This is a genomic window from uncultured Ilumatobacter sp. (assembly GCF_963980585.1).
Classification (GTDB): Bacteria; Actinomycetota; Acidimicrobiia; order Acidimicrobiales; family Ilumatobacteraceae; genus Ilumatobacter_A.
This window is the reverse complement of sequence record NZ_CAXCAM010000020.1, coordinates 1-15,263: the sequence shown is the minus strand read 5'-3', so window position 1 is coordinate 15,263 and position 15,263 is coordinate 1. Positions and strand designations below refer to the sequence as shown.

General features: G+C 63.7%; 16 protein-coding genes. 4 read left to right on the top strand and 12 right to left on the bottom strand.

The window, feature by feature from the left end; translation table 11 throughout:
* Positions 1 to 111: 111 nt before the first annotated feature.
* From ACH2DW_RS08290 to ACH2DW_RS08280, 3 genes are all read right to left on the bottom strand, one after another.
* Positions 112 to 1,116 carry a rod shape-determining protein gene (locus ACH2DW_RS08290; RefSeq protein ID WP_394929267.1) on the bottom strand — a complete coding sequence of 335 codons (1,005 nt, stop codon included), beginning with the start codon at positions 1,114 to 1,116 and terminating at the stop codon, positions 112 to 114.
* Positions 1,117 to 1,222: 106 nt separating this feature from the next.
* Positions 1,223 to 1,444, bottom strand: coding sequence for a hypothetical protein (locus tag ACH2DW_RS08285; RefSeq protein ID WP_394929266.1), 222 nt, complete (start codon positions 1,442 to 1,444; stop codon positions 1,223 to 1,225).
* A complete protein-coding gene (locus ACH2DW_RS08280) occupies positions 1,441 to 1,929 on the bottom strand; it encodes a molybdenum cofactor biosynthesis protein MoaE (RefSeq protein ID WP_394929265.1) in 489 nt (162 codons plus the stop codon). Before ACH2DW_RS08280 ends, ACH2DW_RS08285 begins: the two co-directional genes overlap by 4 nt.
* Positions 1,930 to 2,094: 165 nt before the next feature.
* Here ACH2DW_RS08280 and ACH2DW_RS08275 point away from each other — a divergent pair, with 165 nt between their 5' ends.
* Entirely contained in the window at positions 2,095 to 2,676 is a 582-nt protein-coding gene (locus tag ACH2DW_RS08275) for a hypothetical protein (protein WP_394929264.1), read from the top strand.
* 24 nt (positions 2,677 to 2,700) lie between these two features.
* Here ACH2DW_RS08275 and ACH2DW_RS08270 read toward each other — a convergent pair whose 3' ends face one another.
* The gene (locus ACH2DW_RS08270; protein ID WP_394929263.1) at positions 2,701 to 3,774 is read right to left on the bottom strand and encodes an NAD-dependent epimerase/dehydratase family protein; all 1,074 of its coding nucleotides are present in this window, start codon (positions 3,772 to 3,774) and stop codon (positions 2,701 to 2,703) included.
* Positions 3,775 to 3,868: 94 nt separating this feature from the next.
* Between ACH2DW_RS08270 and ACH2DW_RS08265 the strand changes: the two genes are divergently transcribed.
* Positions 3,869 to 5,116 (top strand): zinc-dependent metalloprotease, encoded by a 1,248-nt coding sequence (locus tag ACH2DW_RS08265; protein ID WP_394929262.1) that lies wholly within the window; start codon positions 3,869 to 3,871, stop codon positions 5,114 to 5,116.
* Here ACH2DW_RS08265 and ACH2DW_RS08260 read toward each other — a convergent pair.
* Entirely contained in the window at positions 5,028 to 6,308 is a 1,281-nt protein-coding gene (locus tag ACH2DW_RS08260; protein ID WP_394929261.1) for an MFS transporter, read from the bottom strand. The two genes, ACH2DW_RS08265 and ACH2DW_RS08260, sit on opposite strands and share 89 nt — an antisense overlap.
* 109 nt (positions 6,309 to 6,417) lie before the next feature.
* On the opposite strand from ACH2DW_RS08260, the gene ACH2DW_RS08255 reads away from it, so the two are divergent.
* Both ACH2DW_RS08255 and ACH2DW_RS08250 read left to right on the top strand, forming a co-directional pair.
* Positions 6,418 to 7,560, top strand: a complete 1,143-nt coding sequence (locus ACH2DW_RS08255; RefSeq protein WP_394929260.1) for a Na/Pi symporter — start codon at positions 6,418 to 6,420, stop codon at positions 7,558 to 7,560.
* 58 nt (positions 7,561 to 7,618) lie between these two features.
* A complete protein-coding gene (locus ACH2DW_RS08250; protein WP_394929259.1) occupies positions 7,619 to 8,272 on the top strand; it encodes a PhoU domain-containing protein in 654 nt (217 codons plus the stop codon).
* 134 nt (positions 8,273 to 8,406) lie between these two features.
* Here the strand turns inward: ACH2DW_RS08250 and ACH2DW_RS08245 are convergent, their stop codons facing one another.
* From ACH2DW_RS08245 to ACH2DW_RS08215, 7 genes are all read right to left on the bottom strand, one after another.
* Complete coding sequence (locus ACH2DW_RS08245; RefSeq protein ID WP_394929258.1) at positions 8,407 to 9,105, bottom strand: response regulator; 699 nt, start codon at positions 9,103 to 9,105, stop codon at positions 8,407 to 8,409.
* Entirely contained in the window at positions 9,098 to 10,357 is a 1,260-nt protein-coding gene (locus ACH2DW_RS08240; protein WP_394929257.1) for an ATP-binding protein, read from the bottom strand. Before ACH2DW_RS08240 ends, ACH2DW_RS08245 begins: the two co-directional genes overlap by 8 nt.
* A gap of 9 nt (positions 10,358 to 10,366) precedes the next feature.
* The gene (gene phoU, locus ACH2DW_RS08235) at positions 10,367 to 11,092 is read right to left on the bottom strand and encodes a phosphate signaling complex protein PhoU (protein WP_394929256.1); all 726 of its coding nucleotides are present in this window, start codon (positions 11,090 to 11,092) and stop codon (positions 10,367 to 10,369) included.
* Positions 11,092 to 11,940, bottom strand: a complete 849-nt coding sequence (gene pstB, locus ACH2DW_RS08230) for a phosphate ABC transporter ATP-binding protein PstB (protein ID WP_394929255.1) — start codon at positions 11,938 to 11,940, stop codon at positions 11,092 to 11,094. The genes phoU and pstB overlap by 1 nt, the downstream gene beginning before the upstream one ends.
* A 71-nt stretch (positions 11,941 to 12,011) precedes the next feature.
* Positions 12,012 to 13,076 carry a phosphate ABC transporter permease PstA gene (gene pstA, locus ACH2DW_RS08225; protein ID WP_394929299.1) on the bottom strand — a complete coding sequence of 355 codons (1,065 nt, stop codon included), beginning with the start codon at positions 13,074 to 13,076 and terminating at the stop codon, positions 12,012 to 12,014.
* A gap of 59 nt (positions 13,077 to 13,135) precedes the next feature.
* Positions 13,136 to 14,095 carry a phosphate ABC transporter permease subunit PstC gene (gene pstC / locus ACH2DW_RS08220; RefSeq protein WP_394929254.1) on the bottom strand — a complete coding sequence of 320 codons (960 nt, stop codon included), beginning with the start codon at positions 14,093 to 14,095 and terminating at the stop codon, positions 13,136 to 13,138.
* Between the two features lie 122 nt (positions 14,096 to 14,217).
* Positions 14,218 to 15,263: phosphate ABC transporter substrate-binding protein PstS (locus ACH2DW_RS08215; RefSeq protein ID WP_394929253.1), on the bottom strand; the 1,046-nt coding region annotated here is incomplete at its 5' end.

Sequence of the window (15,263 nt, the reverse complement as noted above, 5' to 3'; positions counted from 1 at the left end):
CGCCAGACCATACGCCCATGTTCACGTGGGCGACATGGCGCGCGCCTGGAGCCTCTGCCATTGCTCGGCGAGGAGTTCACGCCACACCGCGAGCAGCGAAGCTGCCTCGCGTCAGCGCCGAGCGCCCATGAACATGCCCTTGAGCGCTTCGTAGTGCTCGATGACATGTCCAGCGCCGAGCACAACTGCCTCCAGCGGCACGTTTGACATCTTCACGGGCACCTTCGTCTCGCGCTCAATGCGCTCGGCGAGGCCGCGCAGCAGCCCACCGCCACCCACGAGATACATGCCGCGCACCAGGAAGTCTTGCGACAGCTCGGGCGGCGCCTTCGACAGACACCGGATGACCGACGCCACGATCGAAGAGATGACGTCTTCGATCGCGAAACGCACCTCTTCAGGAGTGAGTAGGACGGTCTTCGGTAGCCCGGTCATCAGGTCGCGACCGCGCACCTCGGCCTGATTCTCATCGAGCGTCGGATGGGCCGAGCCGATCGCGACCTTGATTTCTTCCGCTGTCCGTTCACCGATCGCGATGCCGTGCTCGCGTCGCACGTAGTTCTGGATCGCCGCGTCGATGTCGAACGAGCCGACGCGAACAGCTTCGAGGGCCACGATGCCGCCCAGGCTGATGACTGCGGTCTCACTCGTCCCCCCGCCGATGTCGATGACCATGTTGCCGACCGGTTCGTCGATGGGCAGATCGGCACCGATCGCGGCGGCCATCGGCTGCTCGATCAAGTTGGCATCTGCAGCACCTGCTCGGCGAGCGGCGTCGGTCACGGCGCGTCGCTCGACCTCGGTAATGGCCGAGGGGACACAGATGACCACTTTGGGGCGGGTGAAGCGGCTGACTCCGACACGCTGCAACAAGAGTCGAATCATCCGTTCGGTGATCTCAAAGTCGGTGATGGCACCGCCCCTCAGGGGCCGAACCGCCACGATGTAGCCGGGAGTTCTCCCGATCATCTGCCAGGCTTCGCGACCCGTGGCGAGCACTTCACCGGTTTGCCGGTTGAGCGCGATGACCGACGGCTCGTTCAAGACAATGCCGCGGCCCTTCATGTAGACCAGCGTGTTGGCGGTGCCAAGGTCAATGGCGAGGTCGCGTGCCATCAGTTGCTCACGTTGACAATCGAATGACTGTTCATTTCAGCGACAGTCTGGCGCAGATCGGTCACCCGAACGAGCACCCTGCGCCAGGCTGTTGCAACAAACGCCGTCACGCGACGTCGCCGTCGTCGGCGCGCTCGTCGCCGTCCGAGCGTTCGGCCGACTTCACCTGATCAACGGTGGGTTTGCGTGCCTCGGGTGACAGGGCATTGATCTGCCGACGAAAGGAGTCAACGCCGTCGTTGGCGGCGCGACTGCGGAGTCTGAGACCAAGCGCCACCGCAACGACCACAATGATCGCGACGATCAGAATGATGATGCCCGTGCTCATGTGGTTGCTCCGACCGACGCAGGGTCGATGATGTCGTGTGCGCCGGTACCCCAGTCGGAGCCGTCGGCCCAGACTTCGTGTTTCCAGATCGGCGCCGTCTCTTTCAGCGCGTCGATCGCAAAGCGGGCTGCTTCGAACGCGTTCGGGCGATGGGGCGCCGAGACAACCGCAATCACCGACGACTCCCCGATCTGCAATTGACCCGTCCGGTGGATCAACACGACGCGACCGACGTCAGGCCAGCGCGTGCGCAACTCGTCGCCGATTGCCGCAAACCGCTGTGCCGCCTGCTCTTCGTAGGCCTCATACGTGAGGTACTCAACGCCGTCTCGCCCCTCGGCATGGTTGCGGATCGTGCCGCTGAACAACACAACGGCGCCGCAATCCGGTCGAACAGACCACGAATACGCGTCGCCAATCGGCAGTTCCTGATCAGTCAGGCCGTACCAGTTGTCACCGTTTGCCGGGGCCTTCACGGCGATCATCGTAGTCGTCGTGCTCGGACCGTCAGGTCGCTGCAACACATTTGACGCCACTTCGTTACCTGGTCAGCGAGCCGACGCCGCACGCCTGGGTCAACCTTGCGACCGGCTGCCCCCACCAGTGCCCGCGATCAGCCAGCGAAAACTGGGCACTACAGTCTCATTCCCGTGGACAGTGCACCGCTTCCCCCACACGAACGTACGTGGCGACATCCCTCAGAAATGGGCGCGCCCGTCGCCGTGCCCGAGGCCACTCGCAGCACGCGAGCGATGGCAGCCATGGGCGCCACGGTTGCCGTTGCCCTGGTCGCTGCCTTGGCCATCACGTTGACCCCTCGGCAGACCACAACCACCACCGCCATCTCAGCAACGACGGTGCCCGCGGCGTCAGCGCTGCGCGATGCGGCCGGCACGGCAGTTCCGACGGCGGAAACGATTCGGACGATCATGCTCTCCGGCGCGATGGCGGTTCCGAATGCCATTGCCGACGTTCCGTCGGCAGCGTTTCGCTCGACGCCCGGCGACGGGAACACTGAGGTTCAGGCCGTCCTCCCGGACCTTCACGACCGAGTCATCGTGTTGACCGAGCAGTTCGCGTACTCAGTTGCCTGGCGCGACGTCAGCCGGCTCAACCTGACCGAGACCGCCATCGTTGTCGATCATGAGGGCACGATCGTCGGTCACCTCGACGCCGGGCGACTGATCGTCAGCCACGACCTGCTCGTCGGCGCGTCGATCAGCCTCGACTAACCCACCAGAGCACAAACCACGACCTCACCGCTGGCGGCGTCGCCACCAGCGCCGGCCGACAACAATGCCGATGATGGCAATGAGCGACAGGAGCCCCACCCCGGCACCAAGCGCGAGCTCTTGACGACGCTTCGGCGAAATCATCGTCCACCAGCGCGCTTCTGTGCCCTCGACGTAGGCCTGCTCGTTCGTCACCGTCGGACGCCAACCTTCGGCGACCAAACGACCGTTCGACACGACCCACGCCTCATGCGTATACGAGCGCAGACCCGGAGGAATTGGGCCCCGCTGAAATCGCCAGCGCAGGCTGCCAAGCACCTCAGAGGCTCGCTCTGGGAGCGGCAACCGCGGACCTTCGCCGGACAACGCACGCACGCGCTCGCCCGCAATCCAGCCGTCAGGCGCCACATTGAAGACGCCGTCGAGTCGCTGCTGGACCGCAATGACGATTGCCGCCGCGAGGTCATCAAGGTGCACGTACTGCGATGGCGGGTCGTCTTCGGCGAACCGCTTACCGAGTCCCGAGACCAGCGCGCCGGCAAGGCGCGAGTTGCCGTCGCCTGCGAGGGAGATCGCGGGACGAAGCACGCAGGTGCGACGGCCGCTTCGGCTGCGTCGCCACTGTTCAACGAGTTCCTCAGCCGATGCGAGTTGCCGTGCGAACACAAACTCATTGTCGGGCCGAAGCACCGTCTCTTCGGTGAGTGGAAACGAATTGTTGGCGTTTGCCCCGTACACCATGGCCGACGAGACAAACACCACTTGGTCGGCCACCAATTCGTCGGCAATCGACAGGGTGGTTGTTGCGAACTGTGTTGCACTTGCGCGATTGATGGCCAGCCAGTCGTGATCACTGCTCGCCATGTCAAGCACGACGTCGGCAGTGTCGCCCTCCAGCCCAGTGATATCGCCGGTTGTCTCGAACACCGTGACATCGCCCAGCGACTCGAGGCCGGCAACGACGCGCCGCTGGAGTGGGCCAGTCGTGCCGGTCAGGACAACGGTCAGCGAGCCCGAAAACGGCTTGGTGGCGCGTGGGCTCCTGTGCGCGGCTCCAGCACCAGCCGCGGCAGCTTCAGCGTCGATCAGTGCACTCACGTCGATGACGATAGTGCGCGCCTCGGGTGGCGGTTGTGGTGTGGCGACTGACGGCCGCGGCGGCGAACCACCCGGGCGGCCGTATCCTCGTCGCATGGACGACGGCAACGACGACTCCATCACTCCGAGCGATGGCAGCGGTGAGGGTGACTTCAATCCCTTTGCAGGCATGCCGCTCTTCGGCGACTTGTCGAGAGCCCTGTCTGGGCAGGGCCCCCTCAACTGGGACGCTGCCCGCCAGTTCGCGCTGCTCGCGGCCAGCGGTGGCGACATGGCCGGAATGATGACCGGCGGGGGTGCTCCGACCGCCACGGCCAACATCGACCCGTCCGTCCGGATCAAGTATGCGGAACTCGCGAACATTGCGCGCCTGCACGTTGCCGATGTGATGCAACTCCCGGTCGCAAACGCCGACCCCGAGGTTGCGACTGCTGAGCAGTGGGCCGCACAGACCCTCGATGCCTATCGCCCGTTGTTCAATGACCTCGCAACGTCGCTCGGACAGACCGACGATGTTGCCACCGATGCCTCCGCTGACCCGATGGCGCAGATGATGGCCGGGCTCAGCAAGATGATGGCGCCGGCCATGATGGGCATGAGCGTCGGATCCATGGTCGGCGGACTCGCGCGCCGGGCGTTCGGCGTGTATGACCTCCCGATCCCGCGTGCGACGCCCGCGCTCGTCGTCGTACCACCGACGATCGACGCCTTCGCGGCCGAATGGGAGATTCCGCTCGACGAGATGCGGTTGTGGGTCATCGCACACGAACTGGCCGGACACACCCTGTTGTCAATCCCGCACATCGCTGAACACCTGCGCTCGCTCGTCCAGCGCCACGTCGGCGCATTCCAACCTGACGCGTCGGCAATCTCCGACAAACTCACCGGTCTCGACATGGATCAATCCGACCCAATGGCCGCCATGCAAGCCGCCTTCGGCGACCCCGAGGTACTCCTTGGCGCTGTCCGGTCCGACGAGCAGTTGGCAATGGAGCCACAACTCGATGCCGCAGTCGCTGTGACCATCGGCGTGATCGACTGGGTTGTCGATGCCGTGGCCGTCCGGATCATTGGTGGCAATGCACTCCAGATCGCCGAGGCAGTTCGCCGTCGTCGCGCCGACGCGTCACCTGACGATCTCTTTGTCGAGCGATTGCTCGGCATCCGACTTGGAGCGGATCAAACGGCTCGAGGCAAGGCGTTCGTGCAAGGCGTGGTCGACCGGGCCGGCGAGAACGGGCTCGCGCCGTTGTTCACTTCGGTCGACGCGATGCCGACCCCGAACGAGATCGAGGCGCCTGGCCTCTGGCTGGCCCGCGTCGCCGAGACCGACCTCGGTTAAGGCGCTGGCGACGTCGGGCATCGACCCGATTCGTGCCCACAACCAAGTTGACCAGTGTTCCCAGCGCCACGATGCCGACGATGAGGAAACCGATCGGGCCGGACACCTGAATCGCCACAGCGACGAACGCTGCAGCCGCCCAGGCGAACTGGAATTGTGTTTCGAACTTCGCAAAGGCCCGTCCCTGGTTGGCTCCAGGGGCATCGCGCTGCACGATGCTCTCAAAGCTGAGCCGTCCGATTGCTGCGACAAGATTCAACGCCCCGGCAAGCATGACGCCACCCATCGGGCCCCCGAGCAGCGCGGCGCCGATGCCAGCCGTGCCCACAATGGCCAACGCGCTCACCAACATCGTTTCTTCGCGCATCCGGTTCCGCAGGCGGGGTGCGATGGCATTGCCGACCATCGCGACGAGCGCCGAGACGCCGACAACAGCGGCAAACCACAGGGCGCCTTGATCCTGCTCTCGCAGCCAGAACGCCAGGTGGAAGAAGGTGAAGCCCACACAGGCGCGCAACACCGTCATCGTGATCGCGCCATTGTGGAGGCTGCCTGACCTCAGTTGCACCGACTCCTCACTGTCGACGGCGTGGGCAGCAATCACCTCTCGTGGCAAGCGGGTGGCGCTGAGGAACGCGCCGACGAAGATGAGTGCACCGTAGACCAGCGTCGCTGGCGCACCGATCGCCTTGAGAAACACCGCCGCTGGGACCACTGCGACCATGCCGGTGAGCCCGGCGATGAGACCGAGTTTCGAGTTGGCCTCAACGAGTTCGTCTTCTGACCGCACCGTCGACGGCACCAGTGCAGACTTCGAGATCACATAGCCCTTCTGGAGTACCAGGCTGGCGAACACGAGCGGGAAGAGGGCGAGCGCATCGATGTACTTCGCCATCAGGAGCAGCAGGACGACACGAATCACTGCGATGATCTGGATCACGAGCCGTCGCCCGCCTGCAGCCCGGTCGATCAGTGGGCCGATCAACGGTGCGACGAACAGGAACGGGGCAAAACCGATTGCAAGGAACAGCATCACGCGGGTGCGCGCTGCGGTGAGATCAATATCGAAGAACAGGGAGTCAGCGAGAGCGATGACCATCGCCGCGTCGCCGCCCATCATCAACGCGTGAGTGATCGCGAGGCGTCGGAACTTCGACGTCGCCGGCGCAGCGGCAGGTGTCCTTCGTTCCACTGGACACATAGTACGCGTCCAGTGGCCGCCCCTGGCGACGACGCAGGCGGCGACCGACTTGTGTTCTTTACGGGATGAGTCGCAACATCGGCTAGGTTCCTCGATTCGTATGGCCATTGCCGCTCAAGAACAGCCGACTCGCTTCGACATGCCGACATGGCTGCGCTCAGCGTTGGTCTTTGGTCTGATTTACACCTTTCTTGTCGGCGTGTCCGCCCTGGAAAAGGGCATCAAGATCATGGGCGAGGACACCCAGGAGAAGCTCTTCTCAAGTGTCGACAACCCGATCGCTGGCCTCTGCGTCGGCATCCTTGGAACCGTCCTGGTGCAGTCTTCATCGGCATCGACATCGATCATCGTCGGTCTGGTCGCAACCGGAGGCATCAGTGTCGAGGCTGCGATTCCCATGATCATGGGCGCCAACATCGGCACCACCGTGACCAACACGTTGGTGTCGCTCGGTCACGTCCGGCAGTCGAGTGAGTTCAAGCGGGCCTTCGCTGCAGCCACGGTGCACGACTTCTTCAACGTCATGGCGGTCGCATTACTTCTCCCGCTTGAGTTGCTGACCGGCGTCGTATCGAAGACGGCGACGTGGATGAGCGACCGGCTCGTCGGTACCGCCGGCTCGGAGTGGAAGAGTCCAGTCAAGACATGGGTCAAGAAACCCGTCGAGTGGATCGTCGACATCTGGGAGGCGGTCGGTCTGAATGGCAACGTCCTAGGAACCACGGTCGTCCTGACGGGCCTCGTCATTGTCCTTCTCTCGCTCACGTTCATCACCAAGAACATGCGCGAACTCGTCGCGGATCGTGTCGAGAGATCGGTCAACAATGTGCTCGGCAAGGGCTCCGGTTCGATTGCAATGTTGCTCGGTCTCGCCATCACCGTCGCCGTCCAGTCATCCAGCATCACGACATCAATTCTGATTCCACTCGCCGCCGCAGGGGTCCTTTCGCTGCGAAACGCGTACCCGGTCACGCTGGGAGCCAACGTCGGCACCACCATCACGGCCTTACTCGCCGCGCTGGCAGCATCGGTACCGGAGGCGCTCACGGTCGGGTTGGCGCATACGACGTTCAATGTCATGGGCATCGCCTTGCTCTACGTTCCGCGGTTCATTCGCTACGTCCCCGTCCAGCTCGCGGAGGGCCTCGCCGAAGTGGCGTTCCGACGTCCCGCGTGGGCCGTCGTGTACGTCATGACGGCCTTCATCGTCCTCCCCCTCATCGGCGTGGGCATATTCGGATGAGTCGCGATCTTCAAACCATTCGTTCCAACAATCGCGAAGGAGTCTTTCGATCATGGTGATGTCATTTTTCAGCAAGCGTGAGAGTGGTCTCGACCACATCGTTTCTCAATCGGTCGGCATGCTGGGTGACGCGCGCCACTCGTTTGACCTCGCGACGCTCGCATTGCTCACCAACACCGATACTTCGGCGGTCGATGCCGACATTCGCGAGACCGACGAACGCATCAATCACATGGAGCAACAGCTGCGTGCCGAATTGGTCGTGCACGTCACCGTGCAGGGCTCGTCAGACATCGGTTCCGTCCTCGGCATGATCCTCTTGCTCAAGAAGATTGAACGCATCGGGGACCAGGCGACCAACGTGCTCGACCTGGCCGAGAGCGGTGTCCGGCTGTCCGGCGAGCCTGACACTGAGGCAATGTTGGCAGAGCGCGGCCTCATCTCGACCATGTTCGGCGAGGCGGCCGACTTGCTCGGCGAACCCAATGCGGAACGCACCGAAGATTTCGCGACGCGCGTGCTCGCGCTGGTCGCTGAACACCAGGCAAAGATCGATGGCTACCTCCATTCAGATCGACCAGGCCGCGAAGTCGTGCCACGTGCCATCTATTACCGGTACTTGAAGCGCATCGTCGCCAATCTGCTGGGCATCGTCAAAACGGCCGCCGACCCGCTCCCCGCCTTCAGCGAAACCGACGACAAGGAAGACTGACCGCCCGCCCGGCAACTCTCAGACACTCTCGAACTCGCTGAGGATCAGACTGCCGAAGGTCGAGCAAACATCGGCCCGAGTTACTCACCGACATCAAGCGATCCGGGCTGACGCAGAGGTCCCCGACCTGACCGTCAGCGAGCGAATTTGTAGCCGAGGCCACGGATGGTGGTGATCAGGACAGGCTGGCTCGGGTCGGCTTCGAGCTTGCTGCGGAGCCGCTTAATGTGCACGTCGAGGGTCTTGGTGTCACCAACGTAATCATGGCCCCAAATCCGGTCGATGAGTGTTTCGCGTGGCAAGACCCGGCCGGCATTGACCAAGAGCAGGTGGAGCAGCTCGAACTCCTTCAGTGGAAGCGACAGATCGGCGCCATCGACGGTGACACGGTGTGCGTCGGGGTCGAGGACCACGGAGCCAACTTCGATGCTTTGGTTGCCCAGCCCGACAGTCGAGTCAGGCGTCGCGGGCGATCGCCGCAGCACCGCTCGCATCCGCGCAGCCAACTCTCGGATGCGATATGGCTTGGTGACGTAGTCGTCGGCACCCACCTCGAGCCCGACGACGGTGTCAATCTCGGCGCTCTTGGCAGTGACCATGATGATGGGGACCCGGCTCTTCTTGCGGATCTGCCGGCACACCTCGATCCCCGAGAGCCTCGGCAGCATCACATCGAGCAGCACCAGATCGGGCCCGACCGCGTCAAACTGTTCGAGCGCCTCGACGCCGTCGACGGCGACGTGCACCGTGAATCCCTCGCGCACGAGGCCGATATTGAGCGCTTCGACGAACGAAGGCTCGTCCTCGACAACCAGGATCACAGCCTCACTCATCGGGCATGCTCACTTTCTTTGAGATCGGCGCCGACGGTGGCTCACCGCCCGAGCCGGTCGGCACGTCGTCGCTCGTCACGAAGGCCGCTGGCTGCGCCGGTGGCGCAACGATCAAGCGCGAGGGAAGACGGAACGCAAATGTGGTGCCTTCCCCTTCTTGGGACTGGACCGACACCACCCCGCCGTGATTGTTCGCAACGTGGCGCACAATTGCCAGCCCCAAACCAGTTCCGCCGGTCTGTCGCGCCCGAGCTTTATCCACTCGATAGAAACGTTCGAACACGCGGTCGAGGTCGGCGGCAGGGATCCCGACGCCCTGGTCGACAACCATGACTTCGACCCAGCGTTCGTTCTGGCGAACACAAATCTGGACCAGCCCGCCAAAGTCGCTGTACTTGACCCCGTTCTCGACCAGATTGCCGATCGCGGTACTGAGCTGCGCCCGGTCCGCCCGGATCCACACCTTGTCCGGAGCTTCCATCGACTCAACCTCGACACCGCGTCCGTCAGCAACCATTCGGCCACGAGACACAGATTCTGCAACGACGGCGGCCAGATCGACAGCGTCATCAAGACGGTGACTCGATTCGATCTGCGAGAGCTCGAGAAGGTCATCGATGGTCCGTGCTGCACGGTGCGACTCGTCGACGACGCGACTCGACAACGTGTTGATGACGGTCGGGTCAGACTCGTCGGCGAGCATCTCGGCGAGCACGGCAATGGCACCGACGGGTGTTTTGAGTTCGTGCGAGATGTTGGCGACGAAGTCGGTGCGCATCGAGTCGATTCGCACGCGTTCGCTGATGTCTTCAATCGTTGCGACGGCTCCACCCTCAGGAATCGGCATGGCCTCGATGCTGAACGTCGTCTTCGGCGGGCCCTGTAGTTCGACGATGGCACCGGCGGGCTCACCGGACTGTGTTTGGGCGAAGAGCTGTTGCAGATGTGCATCGACGATTACGCCGCCGTGGGTACCGGTGAGGGCATCAGCCGAGGCGTTGCGATATGTGGGTTTCAGTGTTGTGTCGCACATGACGACGCCCATCTGCAATCGATCCACCGCGCTGCGCAAGCCCTGCGCGAGTTCCGCATCGGTTTCACGTTCGGCGTCGATCGGCCCCGTGATCGAGTGCGCAATCGAGCCGGTCCGTCGGCGACCATCGCGCGCTTCGCGAACGGCACGTTGCGCGACGATGATCCCTGCCACCACCCCGACCACAACACCGAGCAACAACGCGAGCAGGGGCGACACGTCAGCGTCTCAGCCACCGTCGGCCACGACGACGCCGTCGACCATCTCCGGCGGATCATTGTCACTCTCGGGATACGGGTGTTCCGGCACCCAGCCGTCGACGATGTACCGAACGCGGTCGCCGACATTGACCGCATGGTCACCGATCCGCTCGAAGAACCGTGCGACCACGGCGAGCTGCACGGCCACCTGCAGGTCGATGTTGCCTGCGGCGTGACTCTCGAAGATCACCTGGATGAACTGACGCTGCAGGTCATCGAGGTAGGAGTCCATGTCGTGCAAGGCCCCAGCCCGCGGACCGTCGAGGTTGAGGTACGTCTCGGTCGCCTCTTTGAACAGCACGGTGGCCTGATCGCCCATCTTCTGAATGACGCCCCGCAGGTTGGGATCGAGCTCGTGGCCGTAGATCCGGCGAGCTGCTTTGCAGATGTTGACGCACAGGTCTGCGGAGCGTTCCACGTCCGCGATGATCTTGATGGCCGACACGAGCGATCGGAGATCGGACGCGACGGGGGCCTGGAGTGCGATGCTCGTAAAACAGCGCTCTTCGAGTTCCACTGACTTCGCGTCGTACTCGTCGTCGCCGAGGATGATGTATTCGGCCGCCTCGAGGTCACCATCGAGCAGGATCTGCGTGGCCCGGGGCACCAACTCGGTGACACCTGCACTCATCTGCGCGATGCCTTGCCTGATCTCGGCGAGTTGATCGTGGAAGTTCGACCGCAGCTCGTTCATCAGCCGAACCTCCCGGTGACGTAGTCCTGGGTCTCCTGTTGCGCGGGATTCGAGAAGATCTTCTCGGTCGAATCCATCTCGATCAAGTTGCCCGGCTTTCCCGTTCCCGCGATCGAGAAGAAGCCGGTGCGGTTTGAGACGCGGGCCGCCTGCTGCATGTTGTGCGTGACGATGACGATCGTGTAATCGTTCTTCAGTTCGAGCATCAGTTCCTCGATCGCCAGGGTGGAGATCGGATCGAGCGCCGAGCACGGCTCGTCCATCAACAGCACGTCGGGCGACGTCGCGATCGCGCGAGCGATGCACAACCGCTGCTGCTGACCGCCAGACAGGCCCGATCCCGGCTTGTCGAGCCGATCCTTCACCTCTTCCCACAGGTTCGCGCCCTTGAGTGACTTCTCGACGAGGTCTTCACTCTCGGCGCGCTTCATCCGCTTCGAGTTCAGCTTGTGTCCTGCGATCACGTTGTCAAAGATCGACATCGTCGGGAATGGATTGGGTCGTTGGAAGACCATGCCGATCTTGCGGCGCACAGCGACCGGATCGACACCGGGACCGTAGAGGTCGTTGCCGTTGATCACGACGCTGCCGCGAACGTATGCACCCTCGATCACTTCGTGCATGCGGTTGAGCGAACGCAGGAACGTCGACTTGCCACACCCTGACGGGCCAATGAGCGCGGTGATCGATCGCGGGTTGATCGTCATGCTCACGCCTTCCACGGCGAGAAAGTCGCTGTAGTAGATGTCGAGGTCAGTGACCTCGATTCCGTTGCGAGTGTCGACGGCGACGCCGCCGGCAGCGGTCTCGGTCGGTGCCGGAGCAGGGATGTCGACGGACTCGGTCATGGACGCCTCAGTACGGGGTGCGGTGGACTCTTCCAGCGTAGAGGCCGTTGCGGCCAGATGGTTGTTGGAGCTCACTTGAGACCCTTCGGTTTCAGGATGGTCGAGAGGACACGGGCGATCGTGAAGAGAATGCCGACGATGATCACCAGCGACAGCGCTGCGGCCCACGCTCTGTCCTGGCCGACCTGCGGAGGGACGCCTGGCTGCACGTATTGGTAGTAGGTGTAGACCGACAGTGTGGTCATGCGCCCTTCGAACGGGTTCCAGTTGGTGTCCTGTGCGAGCCCGACCGTGACCAGCAATGGTGCCGTTTCGCCGATGACGCGGGCGACGGCAAGCACGACGCCGGTCAAGATGCCGGCGATTGCGGTCGGTAGCACGACCTTCACGATCGTCTTCCACTTCGGTACGCCGAGCGCATAGGAAGCTTCGCGGAGTTCGTTTGGTACCAGTCTGAGCATCTCCTCGCTCGCCCGGATCACGACGGGGGTCATCAACAGTGTGAGCGCGACTGCGCCGGCGAGGCCGGACCGGTGTCCGACGCCGGTCGACAGGGCCGTGAGCACGGGGATGCCGTCGAGGAAGACGAAGAATGCGTAGGCAAAGAGACCAGCGACGATAGAGGGAATTCCGGTCATCACGTCGACCAGTGCCTGGACGGCGCGCGAGAACCGGCTCGACTTCGAGCTGTATTCGACGAGATAGATCGCCGTGAACAACCCGAACGGTACCGACATCAGCGCGGTGAGCGCTGTCACGACGAGCGTGCCGACCACTGCGTGGTAGCCGCCGCCCTCGATCTCACCGAACACGCCACGCATCGTCTCGGTGTAGAACGTCGAGTCGAAGCGGTTCGACCCGCGCTCGACGACGGTCCAGACGACGGACACCAGTGGGAGCAGGACGACCAGAAACGCGCTCGTGACCATGGCGGTCGCGAGCCGGTCGGTCGCTTGTCGTTTCGACTCGACGCGGCGCGCCACCACGTAGGTCAAGAGCATGTACGCCAACAGCGAAACAACGATCCAGCGTGCCCAGTTCACGCTGCCGCCAGGCAACCACGTGAGAGCACCCAGCCCGATTGCTCCGAGCCGGACTGCGACGCTGACGGCACGCGTGTACACCCCACCGCGCATCGCGTCGTCGTCATCGGAATCGAACCGGGTCGGCTCGAGGGCGTCGGTCATGAGCGTCATCAGTCTGCTCCTGAGAAACCGGTACTCGAGATCTTGCGAGCCATCGCATTGACGCCGAACGTGATGGCGAACAGCACGAGGCCGGTGGCGATCAGCCGGTTGACCTCGAGGCCCGACGACTCGGGAAACGAGAGCGCGATGTTCGAGGCGATCGTGTTCGAGTTCTGGTTGGTGATCACGTTCCAGAAGTAGCCGTTGGCAGGGGCGAGGATGATCGCGACGGCCATCGTCTCGCCGAGCGCTCGCCCGAGACCGAGCATCGCACCCGAGATCACGCCGGACCGGCCAAAGGGCAGAACGGCCTGGCGGATCATCTCCCAGCGAGTCGCGCCGAGCGCGAGTGATGCTTCCTCGTGTAGTCGGGGCGTTTGGAGGAACACTTCTCGGGAGATCGCCGTGATGATCGGCAACACCATCACCGCGAGAACGATGCCGGCGGTCATCATCGTTCGGCCGCTCGTCGATGCCGTCGGCCCGAAGAACGGCAGGAAGGCCGCGTTGTCCTCGAGCCACGGATAGAGCGAATCGGAGAGAATCGGTGCCAGCACCGCAATGCCCCAGATGCCGTAGACGACGCTGGGAATCGCAGCGAGCAGGTCGACGAAGTAGCCGAGCGTTTTCGCGAGTCGCCTTGGCGCGTAGTGGGAGATGTACAGCGCGACGGCGACGGCGACCGGCGTGGCGAGCAACAGGGCGATCGCCGCTGCGTAGGTCGTCCCGAACACGAGTGGGCCGACGTAGGCGAGGAACGAGCGGTCGAACTCGCCCTCGTCCGCGGTGAACGTCGGCAGGCCTTCGGTGATCAGGAAGATCGCGACCGCGGCGAGCGTCACCAGAATCAAGGCGGCCGCGCCGAAGGACAGACCGCCGAACACCCGATCACCGAGACGGCTGATCGGTTGGGTGAACGAGGAATCGGCTTCGGCAGCCTGCGGAGGTGGGTTCTCGGTGATCGTCACGTGGTCAGGACTCCGGCGGAGAGGTGGCGGAATGAGCGGCCGGTGACTGCACCGACGCCGGTGGCGCCGCAGCCTGCTGCGGTGCCAACCGGCGTCGGTTCAGTGCACATTGGTCGGATGAGTCAGCCGGCGACGCTGATCTGATCGATCGACTCGAGGATCTCGGCACGGACCTCTGCCGAGATCGGTGCCGAACCTGCCGCGGCTGCGCCGTCGGCCTGTCCCTGCTCGGAGCCGACATAGGTCATGAACGCCTTGACGAGGTCGACCGTCTCCTGGTCCTCGTATTCGAGGCAGACGATGTGGTACGAGACCAGCGCGATCGGGTATGAGTCGGCCGTGTCAGGGTTGCGGTTCACTTCGATGGCGAAGTCGTATTCGCTGCGTCCGCCCGTGCGCTCGGAAGCATCGACGATTCGTCCCGCAGCCTCGGGGCTGAACTCGACGAACTCGCCAGCGACACCGACTGCGGCGGCCGGAAGGTCACCGATCTGGCTGGCATCGGCATACCCGATCGATCCCTCGCCGGCTGCGACTGCGGCGACGACACCACTGGTCTGCGGGGCGCCTTCGCCACCGCCCGGGCCGTAGACGTCCCATGGCTCGATGGGGCCGTAGGTCCAGATGTCGGGAGCCGTCTGCGCCATGTAGTCGGTGAAGTTCTCGGTGGTTCCCGAGTCGTCCGAGCGGTGCACCGGGTTGACCGCGAGGTCGGGGAACTCGATGTCGGGGTTGATCTCGGCGATTGCTGGGTCAGTCCAGTTCGTGATCTCATTGGCGAAGATGCCAGCAACGAGCTCCGGAGTCAGATTGACCGTGCTGCCCTCGATCGACGGGAGGTTGTACGGGATGGCGATCGGCGAGATGTAGTGCGGCAGGTTGATCGCGCCCTGGTCACCAGCGCAGCGGTCCTTGGACTGCTCGAACTCGTCGTCCTTCAGCGCGGCGTCGGAGCCGGCGAAGTCGGAGCCTCCCGAGAGGAAGGTTTCGCGGCCGCCGCCCGATCCGATGGGGTCGTACTCGACCGTGGCATCCGGGTTGGCAGCTTGGAATCCGGCCTGCCAGCCCTGCATGCCCGCGGCCTGCGACGAGGCGCCTGCGCCGATGAGGGTGCCGCTGGCCGAGCCGGTCTCCTCGGTGGGGGCCGACGTATCGCCGGTCTCCTCGG